At 47.2% G+C, this 19602-nt stretch carries 21 protein-coding genes; 15 read left to right on the top strand and 6 right to left on the bottom strand.

Annotated elements, in window-relative coordinates:
• The first annotated feature begins 47 nt into the window (after positions 1 to 47).
• The 4 genes from DXD02_RS03760 to DXD02_RS03745 all read left to right on the top strand — a co-directional run bounded on the left by DXD02_RS03760 (position 48) and on the right by DXD02_RS03745 (position 3804).
• Positions 48 to 1379, top strand: coding sequence for an ABC transporter substrate-binding protein (locus DXD02_RS03760; RefSeq protein WP_243030674.1), 1332 nt, complete (start codon positions 48 to 50; stop codon positions 1377 to 1379).
• 26 nt (positions 1380 to 1405) lie between these two features.
• Positions 1406 to 1870 (top strand): MarR family winged helix-turn-helix transcriptional regulator, encoded by a 465-nt coding sequence (locus DXD02_RS03755; RefSeq protein ID WP_118595853.1) that lies wholly within the window; start codon positions 1406 to 1408, stop codon positions 1868 to 1870.
• A complete protein-coding gene (locus DXD02_RS03750) occupies positions 1854 to 3203 on the top strand; it encodes an MATE family efflux transporter (protein ID WP_118666408.1) in 1350 nt (449 codons plus the stop codon). The genes DXD02_RS03755 and DXD02_RS03750 overlap by 17 nt, the downstream gene beginning before the upstream one ends.
• Before the next feature lie 163 nt (positions 3204 to 3366).
• A complete protein-coding gene (locus DXD02_RS03745; RefSeq protein ID WP_022463033.1) occupies positions 3367 to 3804 on the top strand; it encodes a MarR family winged helix-turn-helix transcriptional regulator in 438 nt (145 codons plus the stop codon).
• Between the two features lie 90 nt (positions 3805 to 3894).
• On the opposite strand, the gene DXD02_RS03740 is transcribed toward DXD02_RS03745, so the two are convergent.
• Together DXD02_RS03740 and DXD02_RS03735 are read right to left on the bottom strand one after the other, a co-directional pair.
• Positions 3895 to 4536, bottom strand: coding sequence for an endonuclease III domain-containing protein (locus DXD02_RS03740; protein ID WP_022463034.1), 642 nt, complete (start codon positions 4534 to 4536; stop codon positions 3895 to 3897).
• 45 nt (positions 4537 to 4581) lie between these two features.
• Positions 4582 to 5457 carry an AraC family transcriptional regulator gene (locus tag DXD02_RS03735; RefSeq protein WP_055265076.1) on the bottom strand — a complete coding sequence of 292 codons (876 nt, stop codon included), beginning with the start codon at positions 5455 to 5457 and terminating at the stop codon, positions 4582 to 4584.
• A 167-nt stretch (positions 5458 to 5624) separates the two neighbouring features.
• Here DXD02_RS03735 and DXD02_RS03730 point away from each other — a divergent pair, with 167 nt between their 5' ends.
• The 3 genes from DXD02_RS03730 to DXD02_RS03715 all read left to right on the top strand — a co-directional run bounded on the left by DXD02_RS03730 (position 5625) and on the right by DXD02_RS03715 (position 11491).
• Positions 5625 to 6575: a phospho-N-acetylmuramoyl-pentapeptide-transferase gene (locus tag DXD02_RS03730; RefSeq protein ID WP_117804600.1), complete on the top strand. Its 951-nt coding sequence runs from the start codon at positions 5625 to 5627 to the stop codon at positions 6573 to 6575.
• Between the two features lie 303 nt (positions 6576 to 6878).
• Positions 6879 to 9197, top strand: coding sequence for an alpha-xylosidase (gene yicI / locus DXD02_RS03720; RefSeq protein ID WP_022463037.1), 2319 nt, complete (start codon positions 6879 to 6881; stop codon positions 9195 to 9197).
• A gap of 266 nt (positions 9198 to 9463) precedes the next feature.
• Positions 9464 to 11491, top strand: a complete 2028-nt coding sequence (locus DXD02_RS03715; protein ID WP_118666407.1) for a glycoside hydrolase family 31 protein — start codon at positions 9464 to 9466, stop codon at positions 11489 to 11491.
• A gap of 84 nt (positions 11492 to 11575) precedes the next feature.
• On the opposite strand, the gene DXD02_RS03710 is transcribed toward DXD02_RS03715, so the two are convergent.
• Both DXD02_RS03710 and DXD02_RS03705 read right to left on the bottom strand, forming a co-directional pair.
• Positions 11576 to 12397: a hypothetical protein gene (locus tag DXD02_RS03710; RefSeq protein WP_118666406.1), complete on the bottom strand. Its 822-nt coding sequence runs from the start codon at positions 12395 to 12397 to the stop codon at positions 11576 to 11578.
• Positions 12378 to 13013 carry a helix-turn-helix domain-containing protein gene (locus tag DXD02_RS03705; protein WP_055265066.1) on the bottom strand — a complete coding sequence of 212 codons (636 nt, stop codon included), beginning with the start codon at positions 13011 to 13013 and terminating at the stop codon, positions 12378 to 12380. Before DXD02_RS03705 ends, DXD02_RS03710 begins: the two co-directional genes overlap by 20 nt.
• 149 nt (positions 13014 to 13162) lie before the next feature.
• Here DXD02_RS03705 and DXD02_RS03700 point away from each other — a divergent pair, with 149 nt between their 5' ends.
• Positions 13163 to 13438: a hypothetical protein gene (locus DXD02_RS03700; protein ID WP_118666405.1), complete on the top strand. Its 276-nt coding sequence runs from the start codon at positions 13163 to 13165 to the stop codon at positions 13436 to 13438.
• On the opposite strand, the gene DXD02_RS03695 is transcribed toward DXD02_RS03700, so the two are convergent.
• Together DXD02_RS03695 and DXD02_RS03690 are read right to left on the bottom strand one after the other, a co-directional pair.
• Entirely contained in the window at positions 13424 to 13624 is a 201-nt protein-coding gene (locus DXD02_RS03695) for a Uma2 family endonuclease (RefSeq protein WP_117509614.1), read from the bottom strand. The two genes, DXD02_RS03700 and DXD02_RS03695, sit on opposite strands and share 15 nt — an antisense overlap.
• A 38-nt stretch (positions 13625 to 13662) precedes the next feature.
• Positions 13663 to 13905, bottom strand: coding sequence for a hypothetical protein (locus tag DXD02_RS03690; protein WP_022463041.1), 243 nt, complete (start codon positions 13903 to 13905; stop codon positions 13663 to 13665).
• Between the two features lie 231 nt (positions 13906 to 14136).
• Between DXD02_RS03690 and DXD02_RS03685 the strand changes: the two genes are divergently transcribed.
• The 7 genes from DXD02_RS03685 to DXD02_RS03655 all read left to right on the top strand — a co-directional run bounded on the left by DXD02_RS03685 (position 14137) and on the right by DXD02_RS03655 (position 19515).
• Positions 14137 to 14334 (top strand): hypothetical protein, encoded by a 198-nt coding sequence (locus DXD02_RS03685; protein ID WP_055228323.1) that lies wholly within the window; start codon positions 14137 to 14139, stop codon positions 14332 to 14334.
• Positions 14312 to 14725, top strand: coding sequence for an IS200/IS605 family transposase (tnpA, locus tag DXD02_RS03680; RefSeq protein WP_055228324.1), 414 nt, complete (start codon positions 14312 to 14314; stop codon positions 14723 to 14725). The genes DXD02_RS03685 and tnpA overlap by 23 nt, the downstream gene beginning before the upstream one ends.
• Positions 14718 to 16328, top strand: a complete 1611-nt coding sequence (locus DXD02_RS03675; protein ID WP_118666404.1) for a hypothetical protein — start codon at positions 14718 to 14720, stop codon at positions 16326 to 16328. The genes tnpA and DXD02_RS03675 overlap by 8 nt, the downstream gene beginning before the upstream one ends.
• Before the next feature lie 216 nt (positions 16329 to 16544).
• Entirely contained in the window at positions 16545 to 18314 is a 1770-nt protein-coding gene (locus DXD02_RS03670; protein WP_119206897.1) for a glycoside hydrolase family 3 N-terminal domain-containing protein, read from the top strand.
• A 206-nt stretch (positions 18315 to 18520) separates the two neighbouring features.
• Entirely contained in the window at positions 18521 to 18784 is a 264-nt protein-coding gene (locus DXD02_RS03665) for an IreB family regulatory phosphoprotein (protein ID WP_022461716.1), read from the top strand.
• Between the two features lie 11 nt (positions 18785 to 18795).
• Complete coding sequence (gene ruvX / locus DXD02_RS03660; protein WP_055228327.1) at positions 18796 to 19239, top strand: Holliday junction resolvase RuvX; 444 nt, start codon at positions 18796 to 18798, stop codon at positions 19237 to 19239.
• A 15-nt stretch (positions 19240 to 19254) separates the two neighbouring features.
• Entirely contained in the window at positions 19255 to 19515 is a 261-nt protein-coding gene (locus tag DXD02_RS03655; protein ID WP_022461718.1) for a DUF1292 domain-containing protein, read from the top strand.
• Positions 19516 to 19602: the final 87 nt, after the last annotated feature.

Genomic DNA, 19602 nt, shown 5'->3' with positions numbered 1-19602 from the left:
TTATTGAATTAATGATTTTATCAGGAAAGAATGAGGAAAATACGAGGATGAAAAAGGCAAAACAATGTCTGACAGCATTACTGCCAGGTGTGCTTTTAGCAATTACTGTTTTGTCTGGCTGTGGACAATCTCAAAAAGCAGTATCTAAAAATGACGATCACCTTACCGTGTATCTGTGGGAAAATCGTTTAATGAAAAATATTGTACCCTATATCCATGAGCAGTTTCCAGATCAGGATATTGAGTTTATTACCGGTAACAATGATACCGATTTATATAGCTATTTTGAGGAACATGGTGAACTGCCGGATATCATAACCGTACGTCGATTTTCTGGAAAAGATGCACAGGATCTGGAGCCATATCTAATGGATTTTGCTTCTTATGACGTGGTTTCCAGGTATTACTCCTATGCATTGCAATATTATAAAAATTCAAAAAATGAGATTCAGTGGCTTCCTATCTGCGGTATACCGCAGACGATTATTGCCAACAAGACATTGTTTGAACAGTATGGAATCAAGATACCGAAAAACTATAAGGAATATGCACAGGCATGCCAGCAATTTTATGATAATGGTATAAAACCGTATTCCCTGGATCTTGCAGAAGACTGGTCTGCTCATGAGGTGATTCAGACAGGTGCAATTGGGGAATTCATGAGTCTGGATGGAATCGAATGGAGAAGCTCAGCTGAAAGTGCATCAGGGGATATCGCGTTTGATGATGCGTTATGGAAACGTATTTTTTCAGAAACCAATACATTTTTGAAGGACTCACATTTTACAAGTGATGATATCAGCGTCGATATTAATACTGCAACGCAGATGTTCCTTGAGGGAAAAGCAGCAATGTTTCATGGTTATCCGGCACTTATGCAGGAATTTCAGGAACAGATGGATGCAGAATTAACTCGTATACCGTTTTTTTCACAGATTTCGGATGAAGCTTTTATAAATATGACCCCTTCTCTGAATATTGCATTTAACAAAGAACTGGAAAAAGATCAGGAAAAACTGGACCTGGCATTCGATGTCCTGGAGTGTATGATTTCAAAAGAAGGACAAACATTGATCGCAGATGGAAAGGGTGTAATTTCATTAAATGTAGATGTTCCAAACATGATGGAAGATGTACCTGGCCTTGAAGATGAAATTAATAATAATTCTGTTTATATCCGATATTCTGCTCAAAAATCATTTGATGCCAGTCTTGAGGCTGTTCACGGATTATTGTCAGGGGAAATGGATGAAACACAGCTGATGAAAGAATCTGGCATTGCCAGAACTTTCAATCAGCTCTTTTTTAGCATCAGTTCCCTCTTGACATTTTTTCATTTCCTGCTATACTTATCAAAAGTAATTACTAAAGATAACTAATTTTTAAACAGAAAGGAACCTTTTCCATGACACAGGAAAAATTAAAGCAGTTCCTGGATGCGTGTTTTGATGCAAAGCGTCTGATCGAGAAGCTCCCGGACCTGCCGGACGGTATGAAGCCGCGGCAGGTGCATGTGCTGGATGCGGTGAGTGAGATTCAGAAAAAGCAGGGCTTCTGCCGCGTCAGCGACATCAGCAGCTATATGAACACAACGCTGCCGAGCATCACCAAGCTGGTGCAGGAACTGGAGGAGAGAAATCTTCTCGTGAAACAGGCGGATGAAAAAGATAAGCGCGTGATCAACCTGACACTGACCGAAGAGGGAAAAGAGTTTGTGGAACTCCGCGTGACGCACTTTCACGGGGAATGGGCATCCCGCCTGCCAGATCTGGACGACGCGGTGGTGGACGAATTTGTGCATGCAATCACGCGGATGCAGGAAACGATGCCGGGAATAAAAGGAGTGAAAAACAATGGCAAAAGAAAATAAGAAAGAAATATCGTTTGTAGAGGGACCGATTTTCCAGTCCCTGATCCGCTTTGCGCTGCCGGTGCTCGGCGCGCTGATTCTGCAGGCGGCTTACGGTGCGGTCGACCTTCTCGTGGTCGGCTGGTTCGGCGATGCGTCGAGTATTTCCGCTGTCGGAACCGGAAGCAGCTTCATGCAGATGGTAACATTTATCATCACCAGCCTTGCGATGGGTTCGACCGTTATGATCGGCCAGCACATCGGCGAGGGCAAGCCGGATAAGGCCGGCAAAACCGTGGGAACCTCGATTGTTCTGTTCGCCATCATCGGTGTCGCCATGACGGTGATTCTGGAGCTGTTCGCAGGTCCGATCGCCAATATTTTACAGGTCCCGGCGGAGTCTTTTGACAAAACCGTCCTCTACCTGCGGATCTGTTCCGGCGGTATTCTGATCATCATCGCGTACAACGTCATCAGCAGCGTGCTTCGCGGAGTCGGTAATGCAAATCTGCCGCTTTTATTCGTCGGCATCGCCTGCGCAGCCAATATTGCCGGAGATCTGTTCTTCGTCGGTGTGCTGAAACTGGACGTTGCGGGAGCAGCGCTTGCGACGGTTCTGGCGCAGCTGATTTCTGTCATCGCCTCCATGGGTGTGTTGAAAAAAGGCAATCTGCCGATTGAATTCAAAAAAGAAGACTGCCGCATCGACCATGACGAGCTGAAGAAAGTCCTGAACGTCGGTGTGCCGATCGCGCTGCAGGAGACGACCGTACAGATTTCCTTCCTTGTGATCAACTCGATCATCAACGGCATGGGCCTTATGCCGTCCGCTGGATACGGTGTGGCGCAGAAGCTGACCTCATTCATCATGCTGATCCCGTCCTCTGTGATGCAGTCTGTGTCAGCATTCGTGGCACAGAACACCGGAGCCGGAAAGAAAGACCGCGCGTGGAAGGGCTTCCTCACCGCAATCGCAACGGGCTGCTCTCTTGGAGTTGTGATTTTCTGCATCGGTTTCTTCGGTGGAAGTGTCATCTCCAGAATCTTCACGAGCGATCCGGCCGTTATCGAGCAGAGCGCCGCTTACCTGCGCGGTTTCGCACCGGAATGTATTCTGACCTGTGTGCTGTTCAGCAGCATCGGATACTTCAACGGCCGCGGCATCAGCATCCCGGTTATGATCCAGGGAATCACCTCCGCCTGCCTGATCCGTATTCCGCTGGCGCTGTTCTTCTCACACCTGCCGAATACGAACCTGACCTTCGTCGGCATGTCCACCCCGATCACAACCGTATACGGCATCTGCTTTTTCATGATCTGCTTTGCACGGTTAAAGAAAAAAGGGCAGATGTAATTGAATCAAACATAACAGAACTGCCTGGGAAACGGCACGGAGCGATCCGCCGTTTCCCAGGCAGTTTTTGGTATTGTTTGTCTGGAACTTTTTTGATACAATACAGACAGAAAGAGCGGAACCCTGTTCAGAAGGGACAGAACAGACGGAAAGGGGAAGAGGAGTGGATAACAGAGAAATCATCAATGAGACACTGGTCCATCTGTTTCACGAGATACAAAAACTGGAAGAAGAGGCGATCATCACCGAGGATTTCAAGGATCTGACGAACAACGATATGCACATCATAGAAGCCGTCGGCCTGGAGGGCGGCAATATGTCATCGATCGCGGCAAAGCTCGACATCACGGTCGGATCGCTGACAACGTCGATGAACAGTCTGGTGAAAAAAGGCTACACCGAGCGGGAGCGCAGCGAGAAGGACCGCCGGATCGTCTACATCCACCTGACCGGAAAGGGACGGCAGGCATTCCATCATCACGCAAAATTCCACGAGCAGATGACGGATGCCGTGATGGCGGAACTCGGAGAAGAGGAAGTGCAGGTGCTCGGGAAAACGCTGAAAGCGCTGACGGACTTCTTTCGGTCGTATAAAAAATAGAAACAAAAAGGCTTTTGCAGCCGGGACAGAATCAGAAAAATCTGTCCGGTATGCAAAAGCCTTTTTCGCATGGAAACGCATGGAAAAATGCTATTTTTCTACGCCGTTCTTCTCACAGATATCCGCGAGCACACACCGTTCACAGTGCGGTGTCGTCCGCGCAGTACAGACCTCGCGTCCGTGCTCCACAAACCGGTGGCAGAGCGAGCTTCCTTCTTCGGGCGGCACAATTTTCCAGAGTGCCATCTCCACCTTCTTCGGATCCTTGCAGTCATGCACGAGCCCGATGCGGTTGCACAGCCGGATGCAGTGCGTATCCGTCACAATCGCAGGCTTTTTGAATACATCGCCCATAATCAGGTTCGCACTTTTCCGTCCCACGCCCGGGAGCTTCAAAAGTGCGTTAAAGTCATCCGGCACCTGGCTGTGGTACTCGTCGCGCAGCATGCGCATGCAGGCGTTGATGTCGCGTGCCTTGCTCTTTCCAAGACCGCATGGCCGCACAATTTCCTCGATTTCCTCCGGTGTCGCGTTTGCCAGCGCATCGATATCAGGATACTTTGCATAGAGATCCTCCACCACCACATTGACCCGCGCATCGGTGCACTGTGCGGCGAGGCGGACACTGACGAGCAGCTTCCACGCCTGATCGTAGTCGAGCGTACAGTCGGCGTCAGGATATTCTTGTTTCAAACGTTCAATGACGGCAAGCGCCAGTTCTTCTTTTGTCATCGTGTTAAACTCCCATTCTCAAAGATATAAAAACAGCGAAAGCTATCAGGATCCTTTCTCGCGTGCTGCCTTCCGAAGCTGCAGCGGCGTCGTGTGAAACCGCTCGCGGAAGAGGCGGTGAAACAGCTTATCGTTTGTAAAGCCATGCTTTTCCGCGAGCGTGCCGACCGGCAGATCCGTGGCGATCAGGTCGCGGTAGATGCGGGAAAGACGGTAGGAATTCAGATATTCCAGATACGTCGTTTCCATGTTCTGGCGGAAGAACCGGCAGAAATATTCCGGCTGCAGCGAGACAACATCGGCAGCCTCCTTCAGCGTAATCGGCCGCTGGTAATTTTCCTGCGTGTACGTCAGAATCGTATCGAGCCGTGTCTGCGTCCGGGAGCTCATCGGGTGGTGCGCAAGCGGGCTCTTCTCAGAAAATTTCGTGTAGAGCAGATCGAGAAACGTAAAAAGCTCCCGCTGGAACGTCAGCAGATAGCCGTCGGGCATTTTCTCATGAAGCTGCATCATCGAAAGCAGAAGACGCCGGAACTGGCTGATATTTTTCTGCACTTCCGGATTCGTACTGTCGTAGTCAATCGAGAACCAGAGCTGTGACGGATCAGGCAGATAGTTCGCAAGGAACGCATCCGGAATCTGCATCAGAATCGAGCGGTTTCCCGTGGACGGACAGCGCGCCGTGTGGATACGCCCGGAATTGATCAGAAGAAATTGACCCGGAAGGACGGTCTTTGTGCGGTCCGAGAGCGTGACAATGGAGGAACCCTCCAGAATATAAATAATTTCCAGCGCGTCGTGCCAGTGCGGCGGCGAAAAACTGCCGAAATCGTCGGTTACACGAAATTCGATGCTGCGGTTCGGCTGCAGCGTGATGTGTTCCTGGCGTGTCTGGCGCGGCAGATGATCTTTGCGTGGCATAAAAAACTCCTTTTTTGTTCAACTTAGTGTATCACTATCTTATCACGAAACCCCCGAATTGGGTATAGCAATTTTTGTATGAAGTTGTTATAATAAATGAACACAAAGCCACGTCACATACGGCTTCGTGCAAACTCAATCTAAAGAAAAGTGAAGGAAGAAAACGTATGTATCAAGTATGGAGTAATTTTTTAAATCCCGGCCAGATCGCCATGCTGGGAATCGTGGTCACCTTTCTGCTGACCTTTCTGGCGTTAAAGCATCCATTTTCCTTTCTGCCGAGCGATCACGGCAGAGAATTTGCCGTAAACGGCGGCCTCTCCCGCGGAAAACTGCGCGGCGTCGGCCTCGTGATCGTCATCTGTTTCCTGATCGGAAGCGTATTGTTCCTGCCTCTTGGCGCCGAGTATGTGATCTACGCGATCCTGCTCGTCTGCATCATGCTGAGCGGCTACCTCGATGATGCATCCGAAACCCCGTGGAGCGATTACAAAAAAGGCGCGATTGACCTCGTCATCTCCATTGTGACCGTCATCACCTTTGTGAATTACAATTCCACCACGATCTGCTTCGGAAGCATGTCCCTTACCATTCCGAAAGTGGTCTACATAATCCTCGGCATCATCCTGATCTGGATTTCGATCAACGTTACAAACTGTTCCGACGGTGTCGACGGACTCTGCGCGAGCCTTTCCTGCGTGGTCATCTTCGCGTTCAGTATGATTTTCCACGATGTCCTTGGAAGCTTCACCGTAGCCAATTACCTGTTCGTGGCAGCGCTTCTCGCGTACCTGTATTTCAATACCTCGCCGAGCAGCATGCTGATGGGCGACGCCGGTTCGAGAGCACTTGGCTTCTACATCGCCATCCTTGCCATGCAGTCCCGCCATCCGTTCTTATATCTGCTGATGGCAGGCGTGATGATCGTCGACGGAGGAATCGGCCTTGTCAAAGTATTTTTACTCCGTTTCCTGAAAATCGCGATCCTCAAAAATACAAGAACACCGCTGCATGACCATGTCCGCCTGAAATACAAATGGTCCGACAGTCAGGTTGTGATCCGCTTTGTGATCCTGCAGATCCTGCTGGCAGTTGTTGCCTATCTGATTGTGGCATAAAGAAAAAACAAAAGAAGAAAGATGGGAGTGTGTCCCGGCAAAAGTAATTGGAAATGCAACAGGATACTTTTGCGGGACACACTCCCGTTTTGCATATTGGAACCAGAAAAAGGTTCAAACCGGAAAAAAGATAATATCGCCGTATTTTTTCACAGAATCCTCCCTGTTTTCGACAGGAAAAGTGTGGTAGGATAAAATTACCAAAAAACGTCAGCCTGAAACAGGAATTCTGTAAAAAATGATGAAAAGAGAGTGCTTTTCATCCTCTGTTTCGGGCGCATCAAATCAGGAGGTAATGAAAAGATGAAATTCACAGAAGGTTACTGGCTTCCGAGTGAAAAAGCAAATGCATCCCATGCAATGCAGGCTTATGAAGTAGAGCAGATTCCAGGCGGTATGCGTATCCTGGCTACCACACGTCCGATCGAGCACAGAGGCATGACCCTGAACCTGCCGACCATCACCGTTGAGTTCGTAGCACATACACCGGACACCATCTCCATGGAGGCATGGCACTACGAAGCCTACGACAACAAAGTTCCGTCCTTCGACAAAACAGAGAGCGTATACGAGGACGTAACTGTAACGATCAACGAGGATGAGGCAGTTCTTGATACCGGAAGCGTACAGGTCCGCGTACAGAGAAAAGGTGTCTTTGCTTACACCTTCGAGGCAGATGGAAAAGTTCTGACCGGAAGCGGCTTCCGCAACCTTTCCTATATCAGATGGGACCGTCAGCAGAGCACCATGCTGCCAGCCCAGAATTACATGACCGAAAAATATCAGCCATATATGGTAAGCGAGCTCTCCCTTGGCGTCGGCGAGTGCGTATACGGCCTTGGCGAGAGATTTACTCCATTCGTAAAAAACGGACAGGTTGTAGACACCTGGAACGAGGACGGCGGTACGGCATCCGAAATCGGCTACAAATGCGTACCGTTCTACATGACAAACAACGGCTACGGTATTCTCGTTGACAGTACCGACAACGTTTCTTTCGAAGTAGCAAGTGAAAAAGTAGAGTATGTCGGCTTCTCCGTACCGGGCGAAAGAATCAAATACTATCTGTTCCACGGACCGTCACCGAAGAAGATCATGAACGAGTACACCGCGCTGACCGGACGCCCGGCACTTCCTCCGGCGTGGTCCTTTGGTCTGTGGCTGTCCACATCCTTTACCACAAACTACGACGAAGAGACTACCACATCCTTCATCGAGGGAATGGAAAAGAGAAATATTCCGCTGAGCGTTTTCCACTTCGACTGCTTCTGGATGCACGAATTCCACTGGTGCGATTTTGAGTGGGACAAGAAATGCTTCCCGGATATTCGCGCAACCTTAAAGAAATATCACGACAAAGGTCTTCACATCTGTGCATGGATCAACCCGTATATTGCACAGGGAACCGCATTCTTCAAAGAAGGCGCTGCAAACGGCTATCTGCTGCAGAGAGCAGACGGAAAAGGCGTATGGCAGACCGACAACTGGCAGGCAGGTATGGGCCTTGTGGACTTTACCAACCCGGATGCGGTTAAATGGTATACCGATAAACTGAGAACTGTTCTGGACTGCGGCGTAGACTGCTTTAAGACCGACTTCGGCGAGAGAATCCCGGTTGACGTTGTTTACCACGACGGAAGCGATCCGCAGGCAATGCACAACTACTATACATACCTGTACAACCAGGCAGTATTCAGCCTGTTAAAAGAAGTAAAAGGTGAGAACGAGGCAGTTCTGTTTGCAAGAAGTGCAACAGCAGGAAGCCAGAAATTCCCGGTACACTGGGGCGGCGACTGCTCTGCAAACTATCCGTCCATGGCAGAAACGCTGCGCGGCGGCCTTTCCTTCGCCATGAGCGGCTTCTCCTTCTGGAGCCATGATATCTCCGGATTCGAGAGCACCGCAACACCGGATCTGTACAAGAGATGGTGCGCATTTGGACTGATGTCTACCCACAGCCGTCTGCACGGATCCACAAGCTACCGTGTGCCGTGGCTGTTCGACGAAGAGTCCTGCGACGTAGTAAAATTCTTCACCAACCTGAAATGCTCGCTGATGCCGTACATTTTCCAGAAATCTGTAGAGGCACACGAGGAAGGAACCCCGGTAATGCGCCCGATGGTATTCGAGTTCATGAACGACCCGGCCGTTCCGTATCTGGATCAGCAGTACATGTTAGGTGATGCCCTTATGGTTGCACCGGTATTCCGCGAGGATAAAGTTGCACAGTACTACCTGCCGGAAGGCGCCTGGACTGAGCTTCTGACCGGCGAGACAAAAGAGGGCGGAAGATGGTATCAGGGAACCTACGACTACTTCTCCATGCCGCTGTATGTAAGAGAGAACAGCATCGTAGTAAGAGGAAACTGCGACACCAAACCGGATTACGACTACGCTGACCACGCAACTGTTTGCGTATATCAGTTAAAAGACGCAGCCGAGACAAAAGTTCCGGATATCCACGGAAACAATGTATTCACCGTAAAAGCAGTCAAAGACGGCGACACAGTGAAAGTATCCGTAGAAGGCGCACATACCGAACTGAAAGTAGAAGTCTTCGTCGGAAATGAGAAGAAAGAAGCTGTTCTGGCAGCAGATGCAAGCGAAGTTGTTGTTGCATAAGCATCGGAATGTAAGAATATAGGGAGGGAGAGGCACGGAAAAGCAAATTTTTCTGTGACCTCTCCTTTCAACAAATAATAGCAAGGATTCTCCCACCTCTATAGGTGGTGAGATGAATTGCAAATAAGAAAGTTAACGGCAGTGGCGGGCGGAGAGAAATCGGTATCCCCCACTGACATGAGGCAAACCACAGTCAGCATTCTGCTGGCATGTCAGACTCTGTGAAATTACCGACTGTGGATTGAAACAAAAAGGAGGAAAAAACAATGCGTTTTCAGACAGAAAATGGTGTGTTAATTGCACAGGCAAACGGAGAAACACTGCGGATTGAGCCGTGGGGAAAAGATTCCTTACGTGTCCGCGCAACCATGCTTCCGGGATTTTTCGGAAAGGACTGGGCACTGACCGAAGTGCCGGAAAAAACAGAGGCAAAAGCAGAGCAGTTTGAAGTCGATCATCTGGAAATCGACGGATCCATGGGAAAAAGAACCAGCGCATCGATCACCAATGGAAAAATCCGTGCTGTGGTCAACTTTGCAGGAGTTATCACCTTCTACAAAGAAGATCAGGAAATTTTAAGAGAATATCATCGGTGCTACGACGGAACGATCAGCAAAGAGAGCCGCTGCTTAAAAACGGTCAACCGTGAGTGGAAAGGTGTGATCGGCGGAAGCGAATACAGCCTGAACCTGAAATTTGAGAGCAACGACGAAGAGAAGATTTTCGGAATGGGTCAGTATCAGCAGAAATACATGGATCTGAAGGGATGTACCCTGGAGCTGGCGCAGCGTAACTCCCAGATCAGTGTACCGTTTGCCGTATCCAGCTTAGGATATGGCATGCTGTGGAACAATCCGGCCGTCGGACAGGTAACCTTCGGAAAGAATTATACCGAATGGACCGCATGCTCGACGAAAGATATGGACTACTGGCTGACTGCAGCTGATACACCGAAAGAGATCCTGGAAAATTACACCGCAGTGACCGGCCGCGCGCCGAAATTCCCGGAGGACCGTATGGGCCTGTGGCAGTGCAAGCTGCGCTACCGTACGCAGGACGAAGTGCTTGAAGTGGCACGCCGCTACCAGAAGGAAGGCATCAAAATCGATCAGATTGTCATTGACTTCTTCCACTGGACCGTGCAGGGTGACTGGAAATTCGATGAAAAATACTGGCCGGATCCAAAAGCCATGGTGGACGAATTGCATTCCATGGGAATCAAAGTTATCGTTTCCGTATGGCCAAGCGTAGACCGGAAGAGCGAGAATTTCTGGCCGATGCTGGACCGCGGCCTGCTGATTAAAACAGAGCGCGGCGCCCTGCAGACGTATGATTTCCAGGGAGACTGTGTGGAAATCGATGTGTTCAACCCGGAGACCAGAAAATACGTCTGGGAAGTCTGCAAGAAAAACTATTATGATTTGGGAATTGATGCCTTCTGGCTGGACAACTCAGAACCGGATTTCGGCGTTTACGATTTCGATCATTACCGCTATATCGACGGACCTGCTCTTTCCTGCAGCAATATCTATCCGCAGCTGTACAGCCGTGTCTTCTATGACGGCATGAAAGCAGAAGGAGAAGAAAATATTGTAAACCTGCTTCGCTGCGCCTGGGCCGGAAGTCAGAAATACGGAAATGTTGTATGGTCCGGCGATGTGCCGAGTACCTTTGAAGCCTTCTATGATCAGCTCCAGGCCGGCCTTAATATGGGTCTTGCCGGCATTCCGTGGTGGACAACCGATATCGGCGGCTTTATGACAGATGATGTCAATGACCCGGATTTCCAGCAGCTTCTGATCCGATGGTATGAGTTTGCCGTTTACTCTGCTGTTCTCCGTATGCACGGCGACCGCGGACCGCACAACATTCCACCGCTCGATGACCGTGACTTTGGCGGCGGCTATCTGTATACCGGCCAGTCCAATGAATTGTGGAGCTATGGAGAAGAAAATTACCGGATCATGAAGAAATATTACGACATCCGCATCAGCATGCACGATTACATCAAACAGCTGTATGACGAAGCATCCGAAAACGGTTCTCCGCTGATCCGTACCATGTTCTACGAGTTCCCGGATGACAAAAAATGCTGGGAGCTGCAGGATCAGTATATGTTCGGAAGCGAATACCTGGTAGCGCCGATTTTCCATCTGAACGAGTTTGAGCGTGAAGTATATCTTCCGGAAGGACGCTGGGAAGACACCAGAGACGGAAAAGTGTACGAAGGCGGACAGACTATCCGTGCCGCTGCACCGATCGATTCGATTCCGGTATTTAAGAAAATGGCATAAGATCGTGTAAAAAGGTCAAAAAAGAAAACAGTACAGAAGACACACACAGCGTGGGGACTTTTCTGTACTGTTTTCTTTTCGACTCTAACTGCGCATCAGATATCCATATTTGCGCATCTGTCGGCGTATGATCTGCTCAACACGCTGGCGGATTTCCAGAGGATAGTAATCGGCCAGAGAAGCCAGTTCCGTGCAGACATCTTTTGTAGTAAAGGAAAAGTGAAGCTGGATACCGTATAATTCCTCCGCAGCATCCAGCTGTGTATCAAAATCAGAGCTGAAAGGTTTGGCTTCGATGCGTTCCATACAAACATCCATCGGCAGATCCAGAGGGTAGTCATTGCTGGTGTCTGCAAACAGGCATAAACCCTGATCGAACAGAGGACTTAGAGAATATTGCGCTGTTTCTGTATCATATAGAACAGCGATGTTGTTGGTGTGCCGGTCTTCATTCAGAAAGAAGGCATCAATTTCCAGCATAGCGGTCAAATATGCGCCGAAGTTCTGAATTCCCGTCATGTTTTCTAACTGATCTGCCAGAAAACGAATGCGTTCCGCAGGTTCTGAAAAAGCAGCAAGTGAGATTGCCAGACTGTCTCCGGTATTCTGACGGTACAGTTTTTCCAATGGGATCAGCATCTGATTTACTTTTAGAAAATCAGGACTGGAACAGCCACTGCGGAGAGTGCCGCGGTATGCAATCCGAACAGGCTGATACAGGACAAACGGGTGGGAAAGAGTGCTTTTTTGCAGTAAATGAGACACCAGTGTCTCCGAGAGTCCCTCATATCCCATATAGTCGGATTTGTACCAGATATTACCGATTTTCCATTTGAGCTGGTCCCCTTTTGAGGTGTGATCTGTTTTTTTGACAGGCAGCTGATGATCAAGACGGATCTGTTCCATGGCGTGCCTCCTTATTTTTCAGAATCAGGATCCATTGCTCGTCACCGGCCATTCGTCCATCTGTTTTTTCAATGATAAGCAGCGGATCATAAAAGGGAAGTCCCATTTCTTTTAAAATATCTTTGGCATGATCGCGTGTTTTGGGAAAACAGCGGCTTTCCAGAAACCAGGTAAAATCATCCCAGGTCGGATGCTCCACAACGCCAAAGGCACGAAGCGGAATTTTTTTTGTGTAATTCTGGATTGCAATTTTCTCATGACGGAAGTCGATATCAATCGTTGTGCAAAGCTGATCGCGGTAAAGAAAACACATCCGCGTTTTGACATCGGGATCCGTGCTGAAACAGTGAGCACGGGCAATTTGATTGTATACTGTCTGCCTGCTGACCTGAAAGGTGCGCGCGATCTCGGCAATACTTTTTCCCTGCTGCTGCATGGCAGCCATCTGAATGATTTGCGGCAGCGAAAAAGCTGGTTTTCTTCCAGCCGCATGGCGCAGTGCTTCTTTTTTCGCTAACTGCTGGTATTGTTTCGCGTCTTTGGAAAGCTTGCGCAGCTCCTTTGGGTCCGTTGTTCCAAAGATCTCGTAAATCTGTTGCTCAAATGTGTTTTTCATGCAATCACCTCGTTTCTGCCATTACTGTATCACAGAGATCTGAAAGCGTCAAGAAATCATTTATTGACAAAAAACGAACTGATTGAGAAAAGTTACGGCTCGCAGATGTCTGAGAACAGCAATCATGGCGATGAAAGAACTTCCCTGCAGTGCAGGCAAAAGCTTGGCAGAAAAAAGCAAAAGCAGACTCTATTCTGCGTGAAAAACTGCTTCAGACAAGGGAAAATCCGAATCCAATCCACGCATTCTGCGAAATCTGCCATGCCTATGGCGTTTCCATCTATGAAATGGATCTTGCCATGGCAGGTGAAGAATTTTACGCAGAAATCAAACGCAGCACCAATGGCGGCGGAGAAAATTCCCCGGCGCTTGAAGGGGAAGATGACTTCTATGAGCTGTTTCTGGCAGCGTTAGAAAATATATGATTTTTTGCGAAGAATGTAAGTATTGATGAGTGTAGAAAGCTGCATGGATAGTGCCTGATGAACCTGCGAAGGGCTTGCCATGTCGTAGATGACACCGTCAAAAACTTCGAAGCGTTTCTCTTCTGGAAGCATTTCATACTGTTCCAGCGTGACTTTTTCGAGCTGTGGTTGAAGAACTGGCGTCATAAAATACACATCTTTTCCCAAAAATGAAATGAAATCGCTTAAAATTCTTTCTTTAAATGTTCTGCGAGAATCGTATCGTAATCGCCTTCGATTTCCTCATCGCGCCCTGCATACCGCAGATTGGTCTCCACGCCGACCGGCTCCACATCGTCTGCAAATTCCCAGATATGATACCGCAGACCGCGGTGCTCAAAGTCGATGCTTCCGCAGTTGTCCTCTTCGACATAAGAAAAAGAGATGTTCTTCTCGTTTAAAACAGATTGAATTTCTGGCATATGCATAAAACTATAATCCTCCTAATCGTTGTTGACATATCTGTTATTAGTATAGGGCAATGGCGGAAAAAATTCAATCTACAAGCTTTTCGATAACAGTATACGTGTCTGAGAGGTTATAAATTAGTGGCGAAAACCCATAGGTTTGCCTGTGGGATGAAAGCCACATATTTTTTACTTGGTTTTTACATAGAATAGATGTATAATATATGCATAGATAAAAAGGAGGTTAAGTGCATGGGAAGACCGAAATCAAACAATGTACAAATTAACATTTCAATTCCTATGGAGTGGAAAAAAGAACTGGAAAATATTGCTCGTATCTATTCTGTTGAGGAAGGGAAAACAATTACATTTCTTGATTTAATGCGTCGAGGAATTCAGGAAAAGTATCAGTTAGGAGAACAGAATGATGAGCAGGAAACCCTATCATAGTGCTTCGCATTGCAAGTATCTGATACAATATCATATTATCTGGTGTCCAAAATTTAGATTTTCTGTATTACATGGGAAAGCAGATATGACTCTCAAACAGATACTACAAAAAATATGCGAGGATTACGGATATAGAATTAAAGCACTTGAAGTAATGCCGGACCATATCCATATTTTTGTAGATGTGCCACAAACAGTCGCTCCCTGCGATGTGGTTAGAACACTCAAAAGTAAAAGTGCGATTGAATTATTTAAGGCATATCCAACACTGAAACGGTTTTATGCAAGATGTGGTGTTTTATGGTCGAGGGGATATTTTATATCTACAGTGGGACAGATAAGTGAAGCAACAGTAATGCAGTATATAGAGGAACAGAAAAGTCATGAATGAGAAGGAATATAAGAAAAGCCTAAGACAATTTCATAAACATTCTGACAGACATATCCTGGTCGTAGAAACCGATATGTCTTTTTCTGATATACAAAAGGTGGTAGCTCTTTCTGATAAGATTCGAAAAGCAGGAAATGAACTGGTTGGTCTTATGAGAAAGAATTACGACCAGCTTATCCGTACGAAAAGGTATCGGAAAGTACGGAAACTTTATGGTGCTACAGAAGAGAAAAAGAAACGAAAAGTACTTGCCCGTCAGCTGAATGAAATGCAAAAGCAATATCATGTTACATGGGATGATTGTAGAACATCTATGATACCAATCGGTAAAAAATATGGGATTGATGCTATATTTGCACTTACAAAAGCCGAAGATATTTGGAGAGGGATAGAAAAATGCTTATATGCAAATGGTAAGACACTCCACTTTTCTAAATATGGAGTGTTGCCCTGTATTCGAGCCAAACAAAGGAATCGTGGGATTCCAATTTCTGTGAAAGAGAATCAATTGCAATTTAAATTTGGTAAATCTACGTTTGGAATACAACTGAAAGATAGATTTCAATCGGATGAAATTCACGCTGTTTTGGATTACCTTGCTGAACCTGAAATAATAGATAAGAAAGCAATCCAGATATTTGCAGAGAAAGCGTATTGTATCAATACTTACAGACCCTGCTATGCTACGCTTGTACCAAAGTTGATTCGTGGGAAATACAGAGTGTATTTGCACTTAACGATTGAGGGGAAAGCAAAACCGAAATATGACAGATTTGGGAATCCAAGGCATAAATTTGGAAAAGGTATCATTGGTGCGGATATTGGAACGCAGACCGTTGCTTATACATCGGATACGGAGGTTGGTCTTAAAAACTTATCCGAAAGAGGGAACAGTATTCAAAAATCCGAGCGATTAGAAAGAATTTATTATTGTGCAATGGATAGAAGCAGACGAGCGACCAATCCACAGAATTATAATAAGGATGGTACGATTAAAAAAGGTCGAAAGATTTGGAAATACTCGAATCATTATAAAAGACTGAAAGCGAAACACGCAGAATTATGCCGTATTAATGAAAGAAACAGACAGCTTGCGATAAATGAAGATGCCAACTATCTAAGAAGCCTTGGAGATGTGTTGATTACAGAGCCTAAAAATGCCAGTAAACTTATGAAACGAGCGAAAGAGACTACGAAAAACAATAAAGGTAAGTTTAACAAGAAAAAGCGTTTCGGTAAATCAATAAAGAATCGATGCCCTGGTGGATTTCAAACGACAATAGAAAAGAAATTTGAAGTGTCTGGTGGCAGATATATAGAAGTGGCGAGCAATTATAGAGCAAGTCAATATGACCATACCGCAGATGCTTATGTCAAAAAGAAGTTGTCGGATAGAATGTATCATTTAGTGGATGGAACATTGGTACAGCGAGACTGGTATTCCTCATTTTTACTATACTGTTACGATGATAAAATAGAAGAGATAAATAAAACAAAATGTAGAACAGAATTTGAAAAACATTACAAGAGGGAAAAAGCCTTAATTGAATGGATTCAGGCGAATCAGATTAAAATTTTAAATAGTGGAATAAAAACAGCATAAATGAAATACGTTAGGGAGATTGACGATACTTCCTTATCAAAAGATAGAAATTTGCCGTCAATGTGGTCGTAGGACTGCCCGGCAATAAAAGTCCTTACTCAAATAGACTTACACTTGTATTCCAAAGTCTGAGAATGATGTACGATTACAAGCTAAACTTGGTAGTAAGAACCCCACGGGCTTGCCCGTGGGAGTCGTCAGCCGTTCGGATATGGAATGTCCTATACGACCTTTGACGTAGCAACAGAAAATGCAGCGTGGAAGCCGGATGCAGAGCCAAAAACAATCACAGTAACCGTAAAAGTAACAAACACCGGCTCCTGTGCCGGAAAAGAAGTTGTACAGATTTACGCTGCCTGCCCGTTTGGAAAACTGAAAAAAGAGAGAAAACGTCTGGTCGCTTTTGGAAAAACAGCACTGCTGCAGCCGGGAGAATCCGAGACACTGCACCTTAAGGTACCAACTGTCCTGCTGGAATCCTACCGGACAGGCAAAGCCGTATACTGTATGGAGGCCGGAGACTATGATTTTCTGGTCGGAACCTCAAGCCGGGATGTAACCCTGGCTGCGAGACTGACACTTGATAAAACCGTGGAAACCGAGCATCTGACCAACATCTGCCCGCTGCTCGACGCATTAAAGGAAATTCAGCCGGAAGAGGAAAAAGAGGAGCGCTGGAGAGCAGAACGGGAGCAGATGTGGGAAGAAAAGGAAGCAGAAATCCCGCTGCTGTTCCTGGACGAAAAAGGTCTGATCCACGATGGAAAGAGTGCCGAAGAAATGTATAAAATTCTGAAATTCGGAAAAACAAATGCAGCAGAAGCAAAGGAATGCGATGCCAACGGCTGTGAATTTGAAGCAGAAACAACAGAAGCGAAAGAGGACGCCGGAAACTGCAAATGTGGAGCAGAACAGCAGAAATGGGAAGAAAGACGGCGCAAGGCAAGGGAAAAAGCCGCCGAACTCGCTCAGAAGCTGACACCGGAAGAAAAAACGGCTCTTGTCTGCGGCCGCAGCAGCGGAAGCAAAGAAATCATCGGAGCCGCTGCCATTACCGTACCGGGTGCAGCCGGGGAGACAACCGCCTCCTTGCTGGAAAAATACGGTGTTGCCAATGTCATTCTGGCTGACGGGCCGGCAGGTATCCGCATCACCTCCCATTATCAGAAAAATCCGTCGGACGGCAGTGTTTACAAAATGAACATGTATCAGCGTCTCGAGAACCGTATTTTCGGAACCGAATTCCTCCACACCGACGGAGAAGATTATTATCAGTACTGCAGTGCGATCCCGGTCGGAACGCTTCTGGCGCAGACATTCGACACAGAGCTTCTCGAGGAAGTAGGCCGCATGATCGGCGCAGAGCTGGAGGAGTTCGGCGTGACCCTCTGGCTTGCACCGGGCATGAACATCCACCGCAATCCGCTCTGCGGACGCAACTTCGAATACTATTCCGAGGATCCGCTTGTCAGCGGAAAAATGGCGGCAGCCCTCACAAGAGGCGTCCAGAGCCAGTACGGGGTCGGAACGACCATCAAACATTACGCCTGCAACAATCAGGAAGAAAACCGCCGCGGCGTATCGAGCATCATTTCCGAGCGCGCCCTGCGTGAGATTTACCTGAAGGGCTTCGAAATTGCAATCAAGGAATCCCAGCCAAAGGCGATCATGACCTCCTACAACAAGGTAAACGGTGTCCACACCGCCAACAGCTACGGTCTGTGCACAACCGCTGCAAGAAAGGAATGGGGCTTTGCCGGCATCATCATGACAGACTGGACCACAACAAACGCCGACGGAGGCTCCTCTGCCGCAAAATGCATCGCTGCCGGAAACGATCTTGTGATGCCGGGAACCGACACCGACCGCCGCGAAATCCTGGATGCGCTGAGTGCCGAAAATGACCAGTATCTCGAGGAAAAAGACCTGACCGCCTGTGCCCAGAGAATTCTGGAAATGATTTTTACTTCCAATTCATATGAATAATGCGGCGTTTTCAGGGATAAAATAACATCAGAAATAGCTGCCGCCACTTCGCAAAGCAAAATTTTCCATGCGGGCTTTGAATGTTACAGTTCGCTGAGATGCAGTGAACTGTAACATTCAAATAGTTGGGCAATTTCACGATTGAAATTTCCCATAACATGTATTAGAATATAAATGATATCAATAAATACGAGGACGTGAAAAGAATGTCAGGATTAAGTAACACACAATATTTTAAAGTAAAAACAGAGCCGGAGATTCAGGTAAAAGAGGTACTCGAAACCGTTTACAACGCCATGGTAGAAAAAGGGTATAATCCAGTCAACCAGATCGTAGGCTATATCATGTCAGGCGATCCGACGTACATTACAAGCTTCAAGGGAGCCAGAAGCCTGATCATGAAAGTAGAGCGTGACGAGCTGGTAGAGGAACTGTTAAAAGAGTACATCAAAAATGAATCCTGGAAGTGAGCGTAATTACTATGAGAATAATGGGATTAGATTACGGCTCAAAAACAGTAGGGGTGGCAGTCAGCGACCCTCTGGGTCTTACTGCACAGGGAATCGAAATTGTCCGCAGAAAATCGGAGAATAAGCTGCGCCAGACGCTGGCCCGGATTGAAGAGATAGCAAAAGAGTACGGCGTGGAAAAAATCGTACTCGGCTTCCCGAAACATATGAACAACGACATCGGAGAGCGGGCCGAAAAATCTCTCGAGTTCAAAGAAATGCTGGAGAGACGGACAGGTCTGCCCGTTGTTATGTGGGACGAGCGGCTGACAACAGTCGAAGCAGACCGCACCATGATGGAAACCGGAATCCGCAGGGAAAACCGCAAGGAGTACGTAGATATGATTGCAGCTGTTTTTATCCTGCAGGGATATCTGGACTATCTTTCCCATCAGAAGGAATCACAGGAAAACTGAACAAAGGAATATTGTATGGAAAAAATAACATTTGTAACAGATGATGGCGGCAAAGAAGAATTTTACGTGGAGGAGCAGACCAGAATCAACGGAGTCAACTATATTCTGGTATCCGATTCAAAGGACGACGAGGCAAATGCCTATATTCTGAAGGATATCTCCACCGACACCGACGCAGAGGCAGAGTATGTTATGGTAGAAGACGACACCGAATTCGATGCCGTTTCCGGCGTATTTGCTTCCATGTTGGATGACGAGGCAGACATCACCTATTGAACCAGCCGTTTTGAAGCCATACCGGGACGCAGACAAAGCGGGACCGGGACAGCGCTTTAAAGGGCAAATCCTGCAGGTGCGGGACAT

This window comes from Blautia sp. TF10-30 (assembly GCF_003481245.1).
GTDB classification, from domain to species: domain Bacteria; phylum Bacillota; class Clostridia; order Lachnospirales; family Lachnospiraceae; genus Fusicatenibacter; species Fusicatenibacter saccharivorans.
The sequence above is the reverse complement of the archived record's forward strand: the minus strand, read 5'-3'. Positions and strand labels throughout refer to the sequence as shown.